The organism is Anaerotruncus sp. (genome assembly GCF_057433415.1).
Window position 1 is genome coordinate 18,057 of the sequence record NZ_DBMDHH010000033.1, and the last position, 15,365, is coordinate 33,421.

Sequence of the window (15,365 nt, forward strand, 5' to 3'; positions counted from 1 at the left end):
CCGGTTCTTTTGATTGCAGCAGGTTTTAAGCAGCCTGTTTTTCGCCCCTGTTGGCGAACAGCCGGTGGAGGACAAAGAGCGCGCCCAGCAGCAGAACGATGGATACGCCGAGGGTGATCGGGATGTTGCCCCCGGTCAGGCCCGCCACGATATAGCCAAAGAAGCAGCAGACCGCCACGGTGAGCGCGTAGACCATCTGGGTGGAGACGTGCTCGATGTGGTTGCAGCCCGCGCCGGTGGACGACAGGATCGTCGTGTCGGAGATGGGGGAGCAGTGGTCGCCGAAGACGCTGCCCGCCAGCGTCGCGGAGAGGGAGACGACCAGCAGCTGGGGAGCGGCCGCCATGCAGACGGGGACGATGATCGGGATCAGGATGCCGAAGGTGCCCCAGGCGGTGCCCATCGCGAAGGAGAGGAAGGCGGCGATCGCAAAGACCAGCGCGGGCAGCAGGAAGCCGGGGAAGCCGCCGTTTTCGACGAGGCCCTTGACGAATTCGCCCGTCATGAGCAGGTCGCGGCAGACGCCGCTGATCGTCCAGGCGAGGATGAGGATGATGTCCGCGGGGACCATCGACTTGACGCCCTCGCCGATGCCGGCCATGAAGTCCTTATAGTGGACCACGCCGCGCGGCACGAAGAGCAGGAACGCCACGATAAGGCCGCCGAAGCCGCCGATGACCAGCGCCTCGGAGGCGGTGCAGTTGCCGAACGCCGCGCCGATCGAATGGAAGGCCGGGTCCTCGCCCCAGAAGCCGCCGTTCCACAGCATCGCGAGGATCGAGAAAATAATCAGCGCCACGACGGGGATGATCATGTCGTAGACGTGGCCCTTGTCGTTGACGGGCAGCTCCTCGCCCACGGTGGTGTCCACCGCGCCGAGCTCGCCCCTGGCCGCGCGCGCCTCCGCACCCGCCATCGGGCCGAAGTCGAGGTTGGTGCAGCAGAGCGCGACCACCATGACGATGGAGAGCAGCGCGTAGAGGTTGTAGGGGATGGTGGCCACAAAGGCGCCCAGATCGCTTTCAAACGCGCCCGTCACCGCCAGGTTGGAGCCCACGGCCGCCGCCCAGCTGGAAATCGGCGCGATGATGCAGATGGGCGCGGCCGTCGCGTCGATGATGTACGCGAGCTTCGCGCGGGAAACGCCGTACTTGTCGGTGACCGGCTTCATGACGGTGCCGACGGTGAGGCAGTTGAAATAGTCGTCGATGAAGATGAGCGCGCCGAGCGCACTCGTCGCGAGCAGGGCGCTGCGCTTGCTCTTGAGCTTGCTGGAGGCCCAACGGCCGTACGCCCGCGAGCCGCCCGCCATCTGCATGACGACGACCAGCGCGCCGAGCAGCGCCAAAAACAGCAGGATGTTGACGTCCATACGGCCCGCCATCAGCTTGAAGGTCGTCTCCGCGACGCCGACCACCGGATTGAGGCCGGTATTGAGCGCATAGATGAGCGCCCCCGACAGGATGCCGATCATCAGCGAGGAGATGACCTCCTTGGTGATCAGCGCGAGGCCGATCGCGATAATGGGCGGCAGCAGCGACAGCCAGCCTACGAATACAGGTTCCATCTTTCTTTTGTCCCCCTCAAATAAAAACAAATTGTGAACGTGCTGTTATAAAGATCGCATAATTACAGGGAAAAGTCAACACAATCCAACAAATTTCCCCTATTTTCTTGCAAAAAAATACAGTCCCTGTCCGCCCGGGACATACAGAAAAGGCCGGGTAAATACCCGGCCTTTTACAAAATCCGTTCGGCGCGCGCCCTGCCGCGCAGATCCCGCTCCCCGTGGAAAAAGCAGACCGCCGTCTCCCCCGGCTCCCGCCCGGGGCTGGTCACGTCAAAGGGGAACAGCTCGAGATGCGCTCCCGATGGCAGCCCCCGCTCCGCCGCGCGCCGCCGCGCCTCCCGCGGGGCCTCGGGGCAGCAGGCGGGCAGCCGGCGCGGCCTCTCATGCAGGCAGAGGTCGTACCGCACGAGCCAGCGGCAGATTTCGGGATCGCCGCCGCGGTCGACGCAGAGCGCGTAAAGCAGGTCGTAATACTCGTACTTGCCCACCGCGCGCGCCGGCATCCGCTCCCCGAGCGCGTGCATCGCCTCAAACGGCGAGGGGATGTATTCCAGCAGGTATGCGAGCGTGTGGGAAAACCGGCCGCTGTTGTAGTAGGCCTCGGTCATCTCCTCGACCGATTTGAGCCGCGAAAGCTCCAAAAAGGAGAGCCGCGGCGTGCATAAAATTTCATAGGGCGGCGTTTCGCTGTGCACGAGGCCGTATTCCTCCCGGCGCGCGTAGAGGGAGGAGCCGCGCAGCAGCTTGAGAAAGCCGAGCTGGAGCTGCTCCGGCCGCAGGGAAAACACCTCGTCGTAGCTTTTCGCAAACCGTGCGAAATCCTCGCCCGGCAGCCCCGCGATCAGGTCGAGGTGCAGATGCAGGCGGCCCGCCGCCGACAGCGCGCGCACGTTCTCCATCAGGCGGCCGACGTCCGTCTTGCGGCAGACCTCCGCGAGCGTTTCGCCGCAGGTGCTCTGCACGCCGATCTCGAACTGGAAGAGTCCCGGCCGCACCGTGGAGAAAAACGCCAGCTGCTCCCCGGTGAGCAGGTCTCCGCCCAGCTCCATCTGAAAGCCGGTGATTCCGTTGTCGTGCTCCGCGAGGAATTTCCAGATCGCGAGCGCCCGGTCCGCGTCGAGGTTGAAGGTGCGGTCGACGAACTTGACCTGCATCACCCCGGCGTCGAGGAATCGCCGCAAATCGTCGAAGACGCGCGGCAGCGAGCGGTAACGCACCGTCCGGTCGGCGGACGACAGGCAGTAGCTGCACCCGAACGGGCACCCGCGCGACGACTCATAGTAGAGCACCCGGTCTTTGAGCGCGCCGAGATCGCGGTAGGGAAAGGGCAGCACGTCCAGGTCGGTAAACCGCCCGGCGTGGCGGACCCCGCGCGGCCGTCCCTCCCGCAGGATCCCGGCGATCTGCGGCTCCCCCTCCCCGCAGAGGATCGCGTCCGCCCACGGCATCGCCACGAGCCGTTCCTCCGGGTCAAAGCTCACCTCCGGCCCGCCCAGCAGGATGGACGCCTCCGGAAAGAGCAGCCGCAGGTCCGCGCCGAGCCTGCGCACATATTCGATGTTCCAGATGTAGCAGGAAAAGCAATAGGTATCCGCGCCCCGGCGCGCAAGGTCGCTGAGGATCTCCCGCGTGGGCTGGTTGATCGTATATTCCGCGATCCCGGCCTCCATCCCCTCCGCCGCGAGCACGTTTTGCAGATCGCGCACCGCGAGGTTGGTGTGGCTGTATTTCGCATTGATTGCCACAAGCAGGATGTTCATTGCGTTCCTCCTGGGGGTTGCCGCTCGGGGAGCGGCGGCGTTTGCCGGCGGCCCGCCGGCGGGGCTTTCTTCGCGCCCCTTCGGGGCACATCTTGTAAGAGATTCTGCCGCAGGCAGTTCCTCCATGGGAATCCAAAGAGGCGTAAGCCCCTTTGAACGCGCGCCGCCGCGCAGCGGCGCTCCGGCGAAGCCGGGCGGCGCGTTTTAGCCGGGGCCCGCCCCGGCGGCGGTCCTGGATTTGCCGCGCTGCGCCCGGCGGGGCTTTTTCCGCACCCCTTCGGGGCGCTCCAGATGTGCCGCCTGCGGCGGCGGAGATTGCCGGGACCCGCCCCGGCAGGCGGGCCGACTTCTTGCACGCCCAAGAAGTCGGCGGAAGAAGGACGCTCAAGGGGACTTCCGCCAGTCCCCTTGAGAATCCCCCGGGAGTACCTTGCCATGACCCGCGAGCTGCCGCCGCTCCCCACGGGTACACAAGCTGAAGGCTCAATTCAGGTTGCGGACGCTCCCAACAGATGAAGCCGGATGGCTCGCCAAAACCATACGGCGGAAAACAACGCCCGTTCCGGGCGTTCGCGCGCTCTGCGCGTGTGCGCGGCGAAGCCGCGCAGTTTTCCGCCTCCCTGTGGGAGATGCGAGCGAAATAAAAGCGGTCGTGCCTCCCATATGGGAACTTCCGGTACGGTTCCGGGGGCTCGCCGGCAGAGGCATTGCGCCCGCGGCGCGGTGGCGGGCGGGATGCTGTAGGCTCGTCCGCTGATCCGTGGACGGGACGCCGCCGACTTTGGCCGCAGGCCAACCGGAGGCGGCGCGGGGTCGCAGGGGCGTAGCCCCTCGTGCCCTTCTTTGGTTCCTTTCTTGGGCAAGCAAGAAAGGAACTCGCTGTCGGTCGACTACCGACAAACTATACCGCTCACTGAGCGGTGAACCTAAGCCGGCCGCCGGCCGCCAGCCGGCAGCTCCGCCGCTCCCCGAGCGGCAAATCTAAGCAGGCTTCTTCATCGTGAGCGAGATGCGCTTGCGGGGCACATCCACCGACAAAACCCATACGGTGACGATGTCGCCCACCTTGAGCAGTTCGCTTGGATGCTTGATGAAGCGGTTGGTGATCTGGGAGATGTGCACCAGGCCGTCCTGGTGCACGCCGATGTCCACGAATACGCCGAAGTCGATGACGTTGCGCACCGTTCCGGTGAGCTCCATGCCGGGCTTCAGGTCCTTGAGGTCCATGATGTCGGTGCGCAGCATGGGCGGGGGCAGCTCGTCGCGCAGGTCGCGCCCCGGCTTCATGAGGTCGGAGACGATATCGCGCAGGGTGGGCACGCCGACGCCGCATGCCTCCGCGACCTTTCCCTCCCCGGCGGCGCGGACCTTGTCCGGCAGTCCGGTGAGGTTCCCCGCCGCCACGTCGTCCAGCGTATAGCCGAAGCGCGCGAGCAGCGCCTTGGCGGCGTCATAGCTCTCGGGATGCACGCCCGTATTGTCCAGGACGTTTTTCGCGTGGGGGATGCGCAGGAAGCCCGCACACTGCTCATAGGCCTTGGGACCGAGCTTAGGGACTTTTTTAAGCTGGGCACGGGAGGTGAACGCGCCGTTCTCCTCCCGCCAGGCGACGATGTTTTTCGCGACCGTGGCCGAAAGGCCCGACACATAGCCGAGCAGGGAGGCCGAGGCGGTGTTGAGGTCGACGCCGACCCGGTTGACGCAGTCCTCCACCACGCCGCCGAGCGTCTCGTCGAGCCGCTTGGGGGGCATGTCGTGCTGGTACTGTCCGACGCCCACCGACTTGGGGTCGATCTTCACAAGCTCGGCCAGCGGGTCCTGGAGCCGCCGTGCGATCGACACCGCGCTGCGCAGCGACACGTCGAATTCGGGGAACTCGGCCGCGCCCAGCTTGGAGGCGGAATAGACCGACGCCCCCGCCTCGTTCACCATCATGTAGCTGAGGCCGCAGTCCAGCTCGCGGATGAGCTCCGCGGCGAAGATCTCGCTCTCCTTCGAGGCGGTGCCGTTGCCGATCGAGAGCACCTGCACCCCGTGCTTTTTGATCAGCGCCGAAAGCGTCCGCTTGGCCTCGGCGGTTTTATTTTGGGGCGGCGTCGGGTAGATAACCGTCGTGTCGAGCACCTTGCCGGTCGGATCGACCACCGCGATCTTGCAGCCGGTGCGGTAGGCGGGGTCGATCGCGAGCACCGTCCTGCCCTTGACGGGCGGCTGCATGAGCAGCGCCTTGAGGTTCACGCCGAAATTCTTAATCGCCTGCTCGTCCGCCATGTCGGTCAGGTCGGCCCGCATCTCCCGTTCCAGCGACGGATGCACCAGGCGCTTGTAGGCGTCCTCGACCGCCGCCGTGACGAGCGGGGTCGTGATGCTCCCCTTTTTGACGAAGAGCCCGGCCAGCAGGCCGGCGGCGTAGTCCGCGTCCGCCTCGACCGATACCTTGAGGAAGCCCTCCTTTTCGCCGCGGTTGATGGCGAGCACCCGGTGGCTCGGCACCTTGGAGACCGGCTCCGCATAGTCGTAGTAGGTCGCGTAGACCGAATCCCTGCCCGCGTCGGCGGCGGCGCTCCGCAGCACCGCGTTGCGCCGGTAGTAATCCCGCAGACGCTGGCGGCCCTCCGCGCTGTCCGACACCTGCTCCGCGATGATGTCCGACGCGCCCGCGAGCGCGTCCTCCACCGACGCGACCTCCTTCTCCGGGTCCACGAAGGGCCGGGCAAGCTCCTCCGGCGTGCCCGACATGCGGTCCTGCGCGAGCAGCAGCGCGGCAAGCGGTTCGAGGCCGCGTTCCTTCGCGATCGTCGCGCGGGTGCGCCGCTTCTGCTTATAAGGGCGGTAGATGTCTTCGAGGCGCGCAAGCGTCCCGGCCGCCGCGATGTCGGCGGCGAGTTCGTCGGTCATCTTACCCTGCTCGGTGATCGAGGCGGAGACCTCCTCCCGGCGCTTTTGCAGCCCGCGCAGGTAGTCCAGCCGGTCCGCCAGCTCGCGGAGCACCTGGTCGTCGCACGAGCCCGTTTTCTCCTTGCGGTAGCGCGCGATGAATGGGATCGTATTTCCCTCGTCGATCAGCGCGATGATGTTGTCCACATAGTCCTTTGCGATGTGGAATTCCCTTGAGAGGATCGCTGAAAAATCCATTTTCTTATCCATCCTGTTATATTAAATATAAAAATTACTACTTGTTCTTTCGGCGCAGCAGGATAAGCGCCACGCAGCCCACGACGGAAAGCGCGGTCAGCACCCCGGCGAGCAGCATGGGCGGCAGGATGTTCGCCGTCGTATAGATGGCGGTGGGCCCGTCCGCGCCGCCGATGATGGCGATCGAACCCGCGCCCTCCGCGATGTGGAACTGCACGCTCTCCCCGAGCAGCCGGCCCGCCCACCAGAACAGCAGCCGCCTGCCCAGCAGGATCAGCATGGCAAGCGCCGCGCAGGCGATCGTCCCGATTTTGACCGCCCTGTAAAGGGGTCTCCCTTTCATGTCTCCATCTCCCCGTTTCCTGAAAATCCGCTTCCCGCCCCGCCGCCGCAAGCCGCGCCGGCGGGCACAAACGCCGCCTGGAAATGTGCTTATTGTACCACAAATCCGGGTCCGCTTCAACCGGACGGGCCGCCGCGCCCGCATCAAAAAGGGCCCCGTCCGCTAAGGCGGACGGGGCCCCTTTTCACAGTTTTTTCTGTTGCTCGGCGAGCCAGGCGGCCGCGGCCTCGAGTCCCCGGGCGTCCAGCGGGAAGGTCTCCTCCCCCAGCATGAGCCCGTGCTCCTGGCAGTATTCGAGGCAGTAGGTCTGGTAGGCCCACACCTTGATTTCCTCGCCGTCGGGTTTCAGTTTATAGCGGAAATTCCCCTCGCTGCCCGTATGGGTGTTCTTCTCCTTCAGGAAATCGAGCATCGGCAGGTCCATGCAATTACCTCCACAATCATAAAAAGTTCGTAAAGCATTGGCCTTACGAACTTTTTGTTGGTTGCGGAGGCAGGATTTGAACCTACGACCTTCGGGTTATGAGCCCGACGAGCTACCGGACTGCTCCACTCCGCGATATGTCAACGCTTTTTAGGCGCCTTATTATATTACCACGCCGCAGGGCATTTGTCAATAGATAAGCGGCAATTTTAATAAAGTCATTCCAGCGCGGCCCCCGCGGCCATCGCCGGATCGTTCACCGAACGCGAAGGGATTGCGCGGCGAGGGGAAAAGAAGCGGCCGCCCGCAGGGCGGCCGCCGTGCTTTTATTCCTCGGTGGGTTCCTCTCCGTCATCCTGCGCGGCCGCTTCCGGCGCGGCATCCTGGACGGGCTCCTCCGGCGCGGAGCATCCGCAGCCGCAGACATCCTCCTCGTCGTCCTCGTCGACCTGGGTCGCATAGTAGTCCAGATCGGACATGTCGTCCATCAGTTCGTCATCGAGATCGTCGCAGAGCGCGCAGCTGCGGCGTTTAAAATAAGCGGCAAACGCGACGATCGCGCCCGCTATGGCGATCAGAAGGGCAATGGTCGCTATAAAGGTACCTTTTCTCATATCGATTCCTCCTGTAGTGGATAGTTGGGCGTGTAGATGCATCTATTATAATCCATTTCCCGGATAAAGACAAGTCATTACGTTTATTTTGTGCCAGACCGGGTAAAATATACGGTCCCGCGTAAAGACGCAAAAAACCGCCCCGCGCAGCGCGCGGGGCGGCTTTCTCTTTTTATTCGACGATGCTTTTGCCGGTCATCTCCTTGGGCTGGGGCAGGTCGAGGAGCTTGAGCATCGTGGGGGCGAGATCCGCCAGGCGGCCTCCCTCGCGCAGTTTCACGTCGCCGCAGCCCACCGCGATGAGCGGCACCGGGTTGGTGGTGTGCGCCGTGAAGGGAGAGCCGTCCGGCTCGAACATCTGGTCGGCGTTGCCGTGGTCGGCGGTGATCAGTGCGCGCCCGCCCATCCGCAGGATCGCGTCCACCGTCTCGCCGAGGCATTTGTCCACCGCTTCCACCGCGCGCTTGGCCGCGTTGAAGACGCCGGTGTGCCCGACCATGTCGCAGTTGGCATAGTTGAGGATGATCACGTCGTATTTCCCGCTTTCGATCCGCTTGACCACCTCGTCGGCGACGATGTAGGCGCTCATCTCCGGCTGCATGTCATAGGTCGCAACCTTGGGAGAGGGGATCAACGCGCGGTCCTCGCCCGGGTAGGGCTGCTCGACGCCGCCGTTGAAAAAGAAGGTGACGTGCGCGTACTTCTCCGTTTCCGCAATCCGCAGCTGGGTGAGGCCCTGGTCGGAGATGTACTGGCCGAAGGTGTTGTCGAGGCTCTCCGGCTTGAAGGCCACCTCGACGTTCGGCATCGTCACATCGTACTGGGTCATGCAGACGAAGAAGACGTGCTTTTGGCCGCCCTCGCGCTCAAAGCCCTTGAAGTCCGGGTCCACGAAGGTCCGGGTCAGTTCGCGCGCGCGGTCGGGACGGAAGTTGTAGAAGATCATCGAATCGCCGTCGCGGACACCCGCGTCCTTGAGGCAGACGGTCGGCTCGATGAATTCATCGGTGACCTCCGCGCCGTAGGATTTCTCCGCCGCGTCGACCGCCGAGGGGTTGAAGTTGCCCTCCCCCTTCACGATCGCGTTATAGGCGCGGGAGACGCGCTCCCAGCGGTTGTCGCGGTCCATCGCGTAATACCGGCCGATCACCGTCGCGATGCGGCCGATGCCGATCCGGTTCATCTCGGCTTCCAGCTCCGCGAGAAAATCCACGCCAGAGGTCGGGGGCACGTCGCGGCCGTCCATGAAGCAGTGGACGTACACCTTCTTGAGCCCCGCATCCTTCGCCAGCCGCAGCAGGCCGTAAAGGTGGGTGTTGTGGCTGTGCACGCCGCCGTCCGAGCAGAGGCCCATCAGGTGCAGCGCGGAGTCGTTCTTTTTGCAGTTCTCCACCGCCGCCAGCAGAGCGGGGTTTTGAAAGAAGTCCCCGTCCTCGATCGACTTGGAGATGCGGGTCAGCTCCTGATAGACGATGCGGCCCGCGCCGATGTTGGTGTGGCCCACCTCCGAGTTGCCCATCTGGCCGTCGGGCAGGCCCACGTCGAGGCCGGACGCCCCGATCAGCGTGTGGGGGCAGGTGGCCATCAGGCGGTCGATATTCGGCTTTTTGGCCGCCGCGATCGCGTTGCCGTAGTCCTGCGGGTTATATCCAAAACCGTCCAGGATAATGAGTGCCAAAGGTTTTTTCATCTGCTTTCCTCCTAATGCCCGGGTTTATTTCGAGGCCGCTTCCACGATCGCCGTGAAGTCGGGGGCCTTGAGGGACGCGCCCCCGATGAGTCCGCCGTCCACGTCCGGCTGCGCAACCAGCTCCGCCGCGTTCTTCGCGTTCATCGAGCCGCCGTACTGGATGGTCAGGCCGTCCGCGGCCGTCTGGCCGTAGAGGCCCGCGACCACCGCGCGGATGTAACGGCAGACCTCGTTCGCCTGCCCGGCGGTCGCGGTCTTGCCCGTGCCGATCGCCCAGACCGGCTCATACGCGATGATGACGCGCTTGAGTTCCTCGGCGGAGACGCCGCCCAGCGCGACCTTCGTCTGAAGACCGACGATCTCCTCGGTGATCCCCTGCTCCCGCTGCGCGAGCAGCTCGCCCACGCAGAGGATGACGGTGAGGCCCGCGTCGAGCGCCGCGCGCACGCGCTTCTGCACCGTCTCGTCCGTCTCGCCGAAATACTGGCGGCGCTCGCTGTGGCCGATGACCACATATTTGACGCCCATCTCGGCGAGCATGTCGGCGGAGATCTCGCCCGTGAAGGCGCCCGATTTCTCCCAGTGGCAGTTCTCGGCGCCCACGCCAATGTTGGTCCCCTCGGTCAGCGCGAGCGCGGTCTCGAGGTTGGTGTAGGGCACACAGATCACGACGCCGCAGCCGGCGTCCGCGACCATCGGCTTGAGCTCTTCGATCAGGGCTTTCGCCTCGGGGCGGGTCTTGTTCATCTTCCAGTTGCCGGCGATGACGGCCTTGCGCAGGTTCTTGTTCATAGTATGTCCTCCTGTATCGTGATGTATTGATGACGGTTTTCGGGCCGCGGCGGGAAACCCGCGCCTCGCGCGGGACGCAAAACTTTGTTTTGCGTACAAACGGCGGAGCCGTTTGGTTTCCCGCCCCCGCGTGTGCGGATGGGGCGCGGGAGGCTGAAAAAGGGCGGGCTGACGCCCGCCCTTTTGGTGGCTCTTATTTGTCGTTGAGGGCCGCGATGCCGGGCAACTCGAGGCCTTCGAGGAACTCGAGGGAGGCGCCGCCGCCGGTGGAGATGTGGGTCATCTTGTCGGCATAGCCGAGCTTGGTGACCGCCGCGGCCGAATCGCCGCCGCCGATGATCGAGACCGCGCCGCTCTCAGCGACCGCCTCGGCGACCTTGAGGGTGCCCTCGGCGAACCGCTCGAACTCAAAGACGCCCATCGGGCCGTTCCACACGACGGTGCCGGCGTTCTTCACGGCGCCGCAGAAGAGCTCGATCGTCCTGGGGCCGATGTCCATACCCATCCAGCCGTCGGGGATGTCGTCGCTGTCGACGATTTTGATGTCGCAGTTGGCGTCGAACTTGTCGCCCGCCTTGTTGTCGACCGGCAGCAGCAGGCTGACGCCCTTGTCCTTCGCCTTCCGGAGCATCTCGCGCGCCAGGTCGAGCTTATCCTCCTCGCAGAGGGAGTTGCCGATCGAATGGCCCTGCGCCTTCATGAAGGTGTAGGACATGCCACCGCCCACGATGAGGGTGTCGACCTTCTCGAGGAGGTTGTTGATGACGCCGATCTTGTCGGAGACCTTCGCGCCGCCCAGGATCGCCACGAAGGGGCGCTTGGGGTCGGAGAGGGCCTTGCCCATGATGGTGATCTCCTTCTGGATGAGGAAGCCGCAGACGGCGGGCAGGTAATCGGCGACGCCGGCGGTCGAGGAATGGGCGCGGTGCGCCGAACCGAACGCGTCGTTGACATAGATTTCCGCCAGCGAGGCAAACGCCTTGGCGAGATCGGGGTTGTTCTTGGTCTCGCCCGCCTCGAAGCGGACGTTCTCGAGCAGGAGCAGCTCGCCGGGCTTCAGCGCCGCGGCCTTGGCCTTCGCGTCGTCGCCGACGACGTCCCTGGCCATCGCGACCGGCTTGCCGAGCAGCTCGCTCAGGCGGGCCGCCACAGGCGCGAGGGAGAACTCGGGCTTCACTTCGCCCTTCGGACGTCCGAGGTGGGAGCAGAGGATGACTGCCGCGTTGTGGTCAAGCAGGTACTTGATGGTCGGCAGGGCCGCAACGATGCGCTTGTCCGAGGTGATGACGCCGTCCTTGAGCGGGACGTTGAAATCGCAGCGGACGAGTACCTTTTTGCCGTTTACGTCGATGTCCTCCACCGACTTTTTGTTGTAAGAGGTCATTGAAATAGCCACCCTTCATTTTATGTAAATTGGCATAGACTTACCCGGTCGATTGATGCAGATTGCATAACCTGAAACCATGAATATTTTAATGCAACAACCCGCATTTTGCAAGGGCTTTTGCCCATTTTCCCTGCTTTGAACAGCCATGCCGCAAGGTTTGACGTTTTCTTTGGGGATTTTTGCACACGACATGTGCAAAAAGCGCCTGCGGCGCCCTCAGCCCCGGATGAAATCCTGCTCCCGCGCCCGGGTGTTGATCCGTTTTTCCCCGCGCACGATCACGCCCGCGACCTTCGGGCCCGAGTTGATCGCGATCGACGCTCCCGCGAGGTAGCGCGCCTTCGGCGCGTGTCCGAATTTTTTGGCGACCGCCTTGTAAATGTCTTCCCCGTACTGCTCCACCGAGCCGCAGATGACCGCCGTCGGCGCCTTTTTGTCCACCGCGCGGCCGTAGGCGTAATCCACAATGTGCGGAACGACGTTTCTGTCCCCGCGCACCTTCTCCACCACCGTCGTCACCCCATCCACAATCGATATGATCGGGCGCAGGCCGAGCACGTCCCCGACAAACGCGGACGCCGCCGGGATGCGGCCCGATTTCCGCGCGTATTCGAGCGAGTAGGCGGCGAAGATGATCTCCACCGTCGCGTAGAAATCGTCGAGCCAGGCGGTGATCTCCTCCGCACTCCTGCCCGCCTTGATCATCTTGGACGCCTCGACGATCGGGTAGCCGTAGCCCAGCGTGTAGGTGCCGGAATCGAGCACGGTGATGTTCATCTTCCCCTCCGCCTCGGGGTGCTCCTTATAAAACTGCTGCTTGCCGAACACCGCCGCCTCGAACATGTTGGAGCCCACCGAGGTGATCGTCGTGTTGATCACGTCGGTATAGCCCTGCTCGAACGCGTCAAGGTACGCCTGCTGGTAGGTGATCGACAGGATGTGGCTCGTCACGGGCAGCTCCTTTGCCGCCGTCAGCCGCTCGTAAAATTCCCGGGTGGTGAAATCCACCCGCTCAAGATAGCCCTTGCCGTCGATCGCGATCGGGATCGGCAGCATGACGATGCCGCCCTCCAGCAGGTCGGCGTCGGAGATATCGCTCGCGGAATCGGTCATCAGCAGGATCCTCTGATCCGTCGTCTTTTTCTTTCCCATCTGTTTCTCCCATCACAAAGGGACCGCGTCCCAGTCGTATTTCGTCAGCTTTCCATGGTTTTGGAGCGCCGGGAATCCCCACTGCCGCAGCGTCTCGTAGGCCGCCACCGCCACCGTATTGGAGAGGTTCAGGCTGCGCGCCCCCGCGATCATCGGCAGGCGCACGCAACGGTCCGGGTTCGCGCGGAGCAGCTCCTCCGGCAGGCCCGCGTCCTCCCGGCCGAACACGAGGTACGCGTCGTCCGGGTAGGCGATATCGGTATAGGTCCGGCGGGCTTTCGTGGTGAAATAGTAGAACTCGCCCCGCGGGTTGCGGGAAAAGAATTCCGGCGTGCTCTCATAGGTGGTGATGTCGAGCAGGCGCCAGTAGTCCAGACCGGCGCGCTTGAGCTTCGCGTCGGTGATCTCAAAGCCCAGCGGCCCCACCAGGTGCAGCCGCGCCCCCGTCGCCGCGCAGGTCCGCGCGATGTTCCCCGTGTTCTGGGGAATCTGCGGTTCGATCAGGACGATATTCAAAACGGACATTCCGGCTTTTCCAGCTCCCTTTTCTGTCGTGCAGGCGCGCCTGCTGTACCTTATAATTTACCATTTTCTTCACAGTTTAGTCAAGTATCCGCCAGTTTGCGGCGCACTTCCGCAGGGTTTTTGAAAAAATATTTTTTCTCCCGGCGCGTTCGTTGCGTTTTTCCGCAATTTCCGCCCCGTTTTCCGGTACGGGTGAAAGGATGTGGCCTATGAAACCCTCTCTCAACACGCAGAGGCGGAGGGCCTTCTGCGTCTATATGGCGCGCGGCTTTCCGCCCGAGGAGGCCGCGCGTAAAGCGGGCTTCGGCGCCGGAGACTGCGGCATGCAGTCAGCGGCGCTGCTGGGCGACGCGAAGGTGCGCCGATCGATCGCCCGGCTGCGAAAGGAGCTCTCCTTCGGCGCGCCCGCGTCGCTCGCGCGGGCAGGGCTCGAACGCATCGCGCTGGGGGACGCCGCGGGCGCGCTGCCGCTGCTTTCCGGCGAGGGAGGCCCGGCCTCCGCCGCCGACCTCTTCCATGTGGCCGAGGTGCGGCTCCCCAAGGGGGGCGGGGTGGAGATCAAGTTCTGCGACCGGCTCAAGGCTCTTTCGCTGCTCGCGGGGCTTGACGGCGGCGAGCAGAACGCGGCGGGCTCCCTGCTCGCGGCGCTCGCCCGGTCGGCGCAGGCCCCCGCCGACGACCCGCGCGCGGAGGACGGGGCGGATGGGTGATTTCACCCGGTTCTCCCAAAAGCAGATGACCGCGCTCACCTGGTGGCGGCCGGGAAGCCCCCATGAAGCCCGCGACGCGGTCATCTGCGACGGGGCGGTGCGCAGCGGCAAGACGTTCTGCCTTTCGCTCGGGTTCCTCCTCTGGTCGATGACGGGCTTTGACGGGCAGTGCTTCGCGCTCTGCGGCAAGACGGTGGCCGCCCTGCGCCGCAACGTCGTGTCCCCGCTGCTTCCCTGCCTGCGGGAGCTCGGCTTCGCGGTGAAGGAGCGGCTTTCCCGCGGCGTGCTCGAGGTTGCCTTCCAAAACCGGCGCAACCGCTTCTATCTCTTCGGCGGGCGGGACGAGGGGAGCGCCGCGCTTATCCAGGGGGTTACCCTCGCGGGCGTGCTGCTCGACGAGGCCGCGCTCATGCCGCGCTCCTTTGTCGAGCAGGCCGTGGCGCGCTGCTCCGTCGAGGGCGCGCGGCTGTGGTTCTCCTGCAATCCCGAGCATCCGCAGCACTGGTTTTACACCGAGTGGATCCTCAAGGCGAAGGAAAAAAACGCCCTCTATCTGCACTTCACCATGCGCGACAACCCCTCCCTCTCCCCCGCCGTCCTGCGGCGGTATGAGCAGCTCTACTCCGGCGCGTTCCGCGAGCGGTTCGTCCTGGGCAGGTGGGCCGCCGCGCAGGGCGCCGTCTACCCGATGTTCGACCCGCTCCGGCATGTGGTGGATTCCGCGCCGGCCTGCTCCCGCTATTTCATCTCCTGCGACTACGGCACCGTCAATCCCGCCTCCTTCGGGCTGTGGGGGGAGGCGGGCGGCGTCTGGTACCGGCTGGAGGAATACTACCACGACTCCCGCAGGACGGGAGAGCTGAGGACCGACGAGGAATATTACGCCGCGCTCGAAGCGCTCGCCGGGGACCGGCCTGTCGAGGCGGTCGTCGTCGATCCGTCCGCCGCGAGCTTTCTCGCCTGCATCCGGCGGCACGGCAGATTTACCGCCCTGCCCGCCAAAAACGATGTGGCGGACGGCATCCGGCTGGTGAGCGGGCTGCTCCGGGAGGAAAGGCTCCGCTTCTGCGCCGGGTGCGCCGACACGATCCGGGAGTTCGGACTCTACCGCTGGGACGAGCGCGCGGGGCGGGACGCGCCCGTCAAGCAGAACGACCACGCCATGGACGACATCCGCTACTTTGCCGCCACCCTGCTTGCGCGCGGGGAGCCGGGCTGCGCCGCCGCCGCGGTGGCGCGGGAATGAGGGGCGGGGCCGCGCCG

At 64.6% G+C, this 15,365-nt stretch carries 13 protein-coding genes and 1 tRNA gene; 2 read left to right on the top strand and 12 right to left on the bottom strand.

What is annotated here, in order from left to right:
• Window positions 1-25: 25 nt before the first annotated feature.
• The 12 genes from ACZO3G_RS09870 to ACZO3G_RS09925 form a co-directional block, all read right to left on the bottom strand.
• Window positions 26-1,567, bottom strand: coding sequence for a Na+/H+ antiporter NhaC family protein (locus tag ACZO3G_RS09870; RefSeq protein ID WP_276874541.1), 1,542 nt, complete (start codon window positions 1,565-1,567; stop codon window positions 26-28).
• 173 nt (window positions 1,568-1,740) lie between these two features.
• Window positions 1,741-3,330, bottom strand: coding sequence for a B12-binding domain-containing radical SAM protein (locus ACZO3G_RS09875; protein ID WP_276874589.1), 1,590 nt, complete (start codon window positions 3,328-3,330; stop codon window positions 1,741-1,743).
• A gap of 981 nt (window positions 3,331-4,311) precedes the next feature.
• Window positions 4,312-6,465 (bottom strand): Tex family protein, encoded by a 2,154-nt coding sequence (locus ACZO3G_RS09880; RefSeq protein WP_276873382.1) that lies wholly within the window; start codon window positions 6,463-6,465, stop codon window positions 4,312-4,314.
• A 37-nt stretch (window positions 6,466-6,502) separates the two neighbouring features.
• A complete protein-coding gene (locus tag ACZO3G_RS09885; RefSeq protein WP_276873385.1) occupies window positions 6,503-6,808 on the bottom strand; it encodes a sodium ion-translocating decarboxylase subunit beta in 306 nt (101 codons plus the stop codon).
• Between the two features lie 184 nt (window positions 6,809-6,992).
• Window positions 6,993-7,232, bottom strand: coding sequence for a hypothetical protein (locus ACZO3G_RS09890; RefSeq protein ID WP_101548482.1), 240 nt, complete (start codon window positions 7,230-7,232; stop codon window positions 6,993-6,995).
• Window positions 7,233-7,290: 58 nt separating this feature from the next.
• A tRNA-Met gene (locus ACZO3G_RS09895) sits at window positions 7,291-7,367 on the bottom strand.
• 191 nt (window positions 7,368-7,558) lie between these two features.
• The gene (locus ACZO3G_RS09900) at window positions 7,559-7,846 is read right to left on the bottom strand and encodes a hypothetical protein (protein ID WP_121587708.1); all 288 of its coding nucleotides are present in this window, start codon (window positions 7,844-7,846) and stop codon (window positions 7,559-7,561) included.
• Between the two features lie 172 nt (window positions 7,847-8,018).
• Window positions 8,019-9,536: a 2,3-bisphosphoglycerate-independent phosphoglycerate mutase gene (gene gpmI / locus ACZO3G_RS09905; protein ID WP_276873394.1), complete on the bottom strand. Its 1,518-nt coding sequence runs from the start codon at window positions 9,534-9,536 to the stop codon at window positions 8,019-8,021.
• A gap of 24 nt (window positions 9,537-9,560) precedes the next feature.
• Entirely contained in the window at window positions 9,561-10,328 is a 768-nt protein-coding gene (gene tpiA / locus ACZO3G_RS09910; RefSeq protein WP_276873404.1) for a triose-phosphate isomerase, read from the bottom strand.
• Window positions 10,329-10,521: 193 nt separating this feature from the next.
• Complete coding sequence (locus tag ACZO3G_RS09915; protein ID WP_276873406.1) at window positions 10,522-11,712, bottom strand: phosphoglycerate kinase; 1,191 nt, start codon at window positions 11,710-11,712, stop codon at window positions 10,522-10,524.
• A gap of 219 nt (window positions 11,713-11,931) precedes the next feature.
• Window positions 11,932-12,867, bottom strand: coding sequence for a DegV family protein (locus ACZO3G_RS09920; protein WP_101548472.1), 936 nt, complete (start codon window positions 12,865-12,867; stop codon window positions 11,932-11,934).
• A gap of 12 nt (window positions 12,868-12,879) precedes the next feature.
• Window positions 12,880-13,392 (bottom strand): tRNA (cytidine(34)-2'-O)-methyltransferase, encoded by a 513-nt coding sequence (locus tag ACZO3G_RS09925; protein WP_101548471.1) that lies wholly within the window; start codon window positions 13,390-13,392, stop codon window positions 12,880-12,882.
• 209 nt (window positions 13,393-13,601) lie between these two features.
• On the opposite strand from ACZO3G_RS09925, the gene ACZO3G_RS09930 reads away from it, so the two are divergent.
• Both ACZO3G_RS09930 and ACZO3G_RS09935 read left to right on the top strand, forming a co-directional pair.
• Window positions 13,602-14,102 (top strand): terminase small subunit, encoded by a 501-nt coding sequence (locus ACZO3G_RS09930; protein ID WP_101548470.1) that lies wholly within the window; start codon window positions 13,602-13,604, stop codon window positions 14,100-14,102.
• Window positions 14,095-15,348 carry a PBSX family phage terminase large subunit gene (locus tag ACZO3G_RS09935; protein ID WP_486847130.1) on the top strand — a complete coding sequence of 418 codons (1,254 nt, stop codon included), beginning with the start codon at window positions 14,095-14,097 and terminating at the stop codon, window positions 15,346-15,348. The genes ACZO3G_RS09930 and ACZO3G_RS09935 overlap by 8 nt, the downstream gene beginning before the upstream one ends.
• Window positions 15,349-15,365 lie beyond the last annotated feature (17 nt).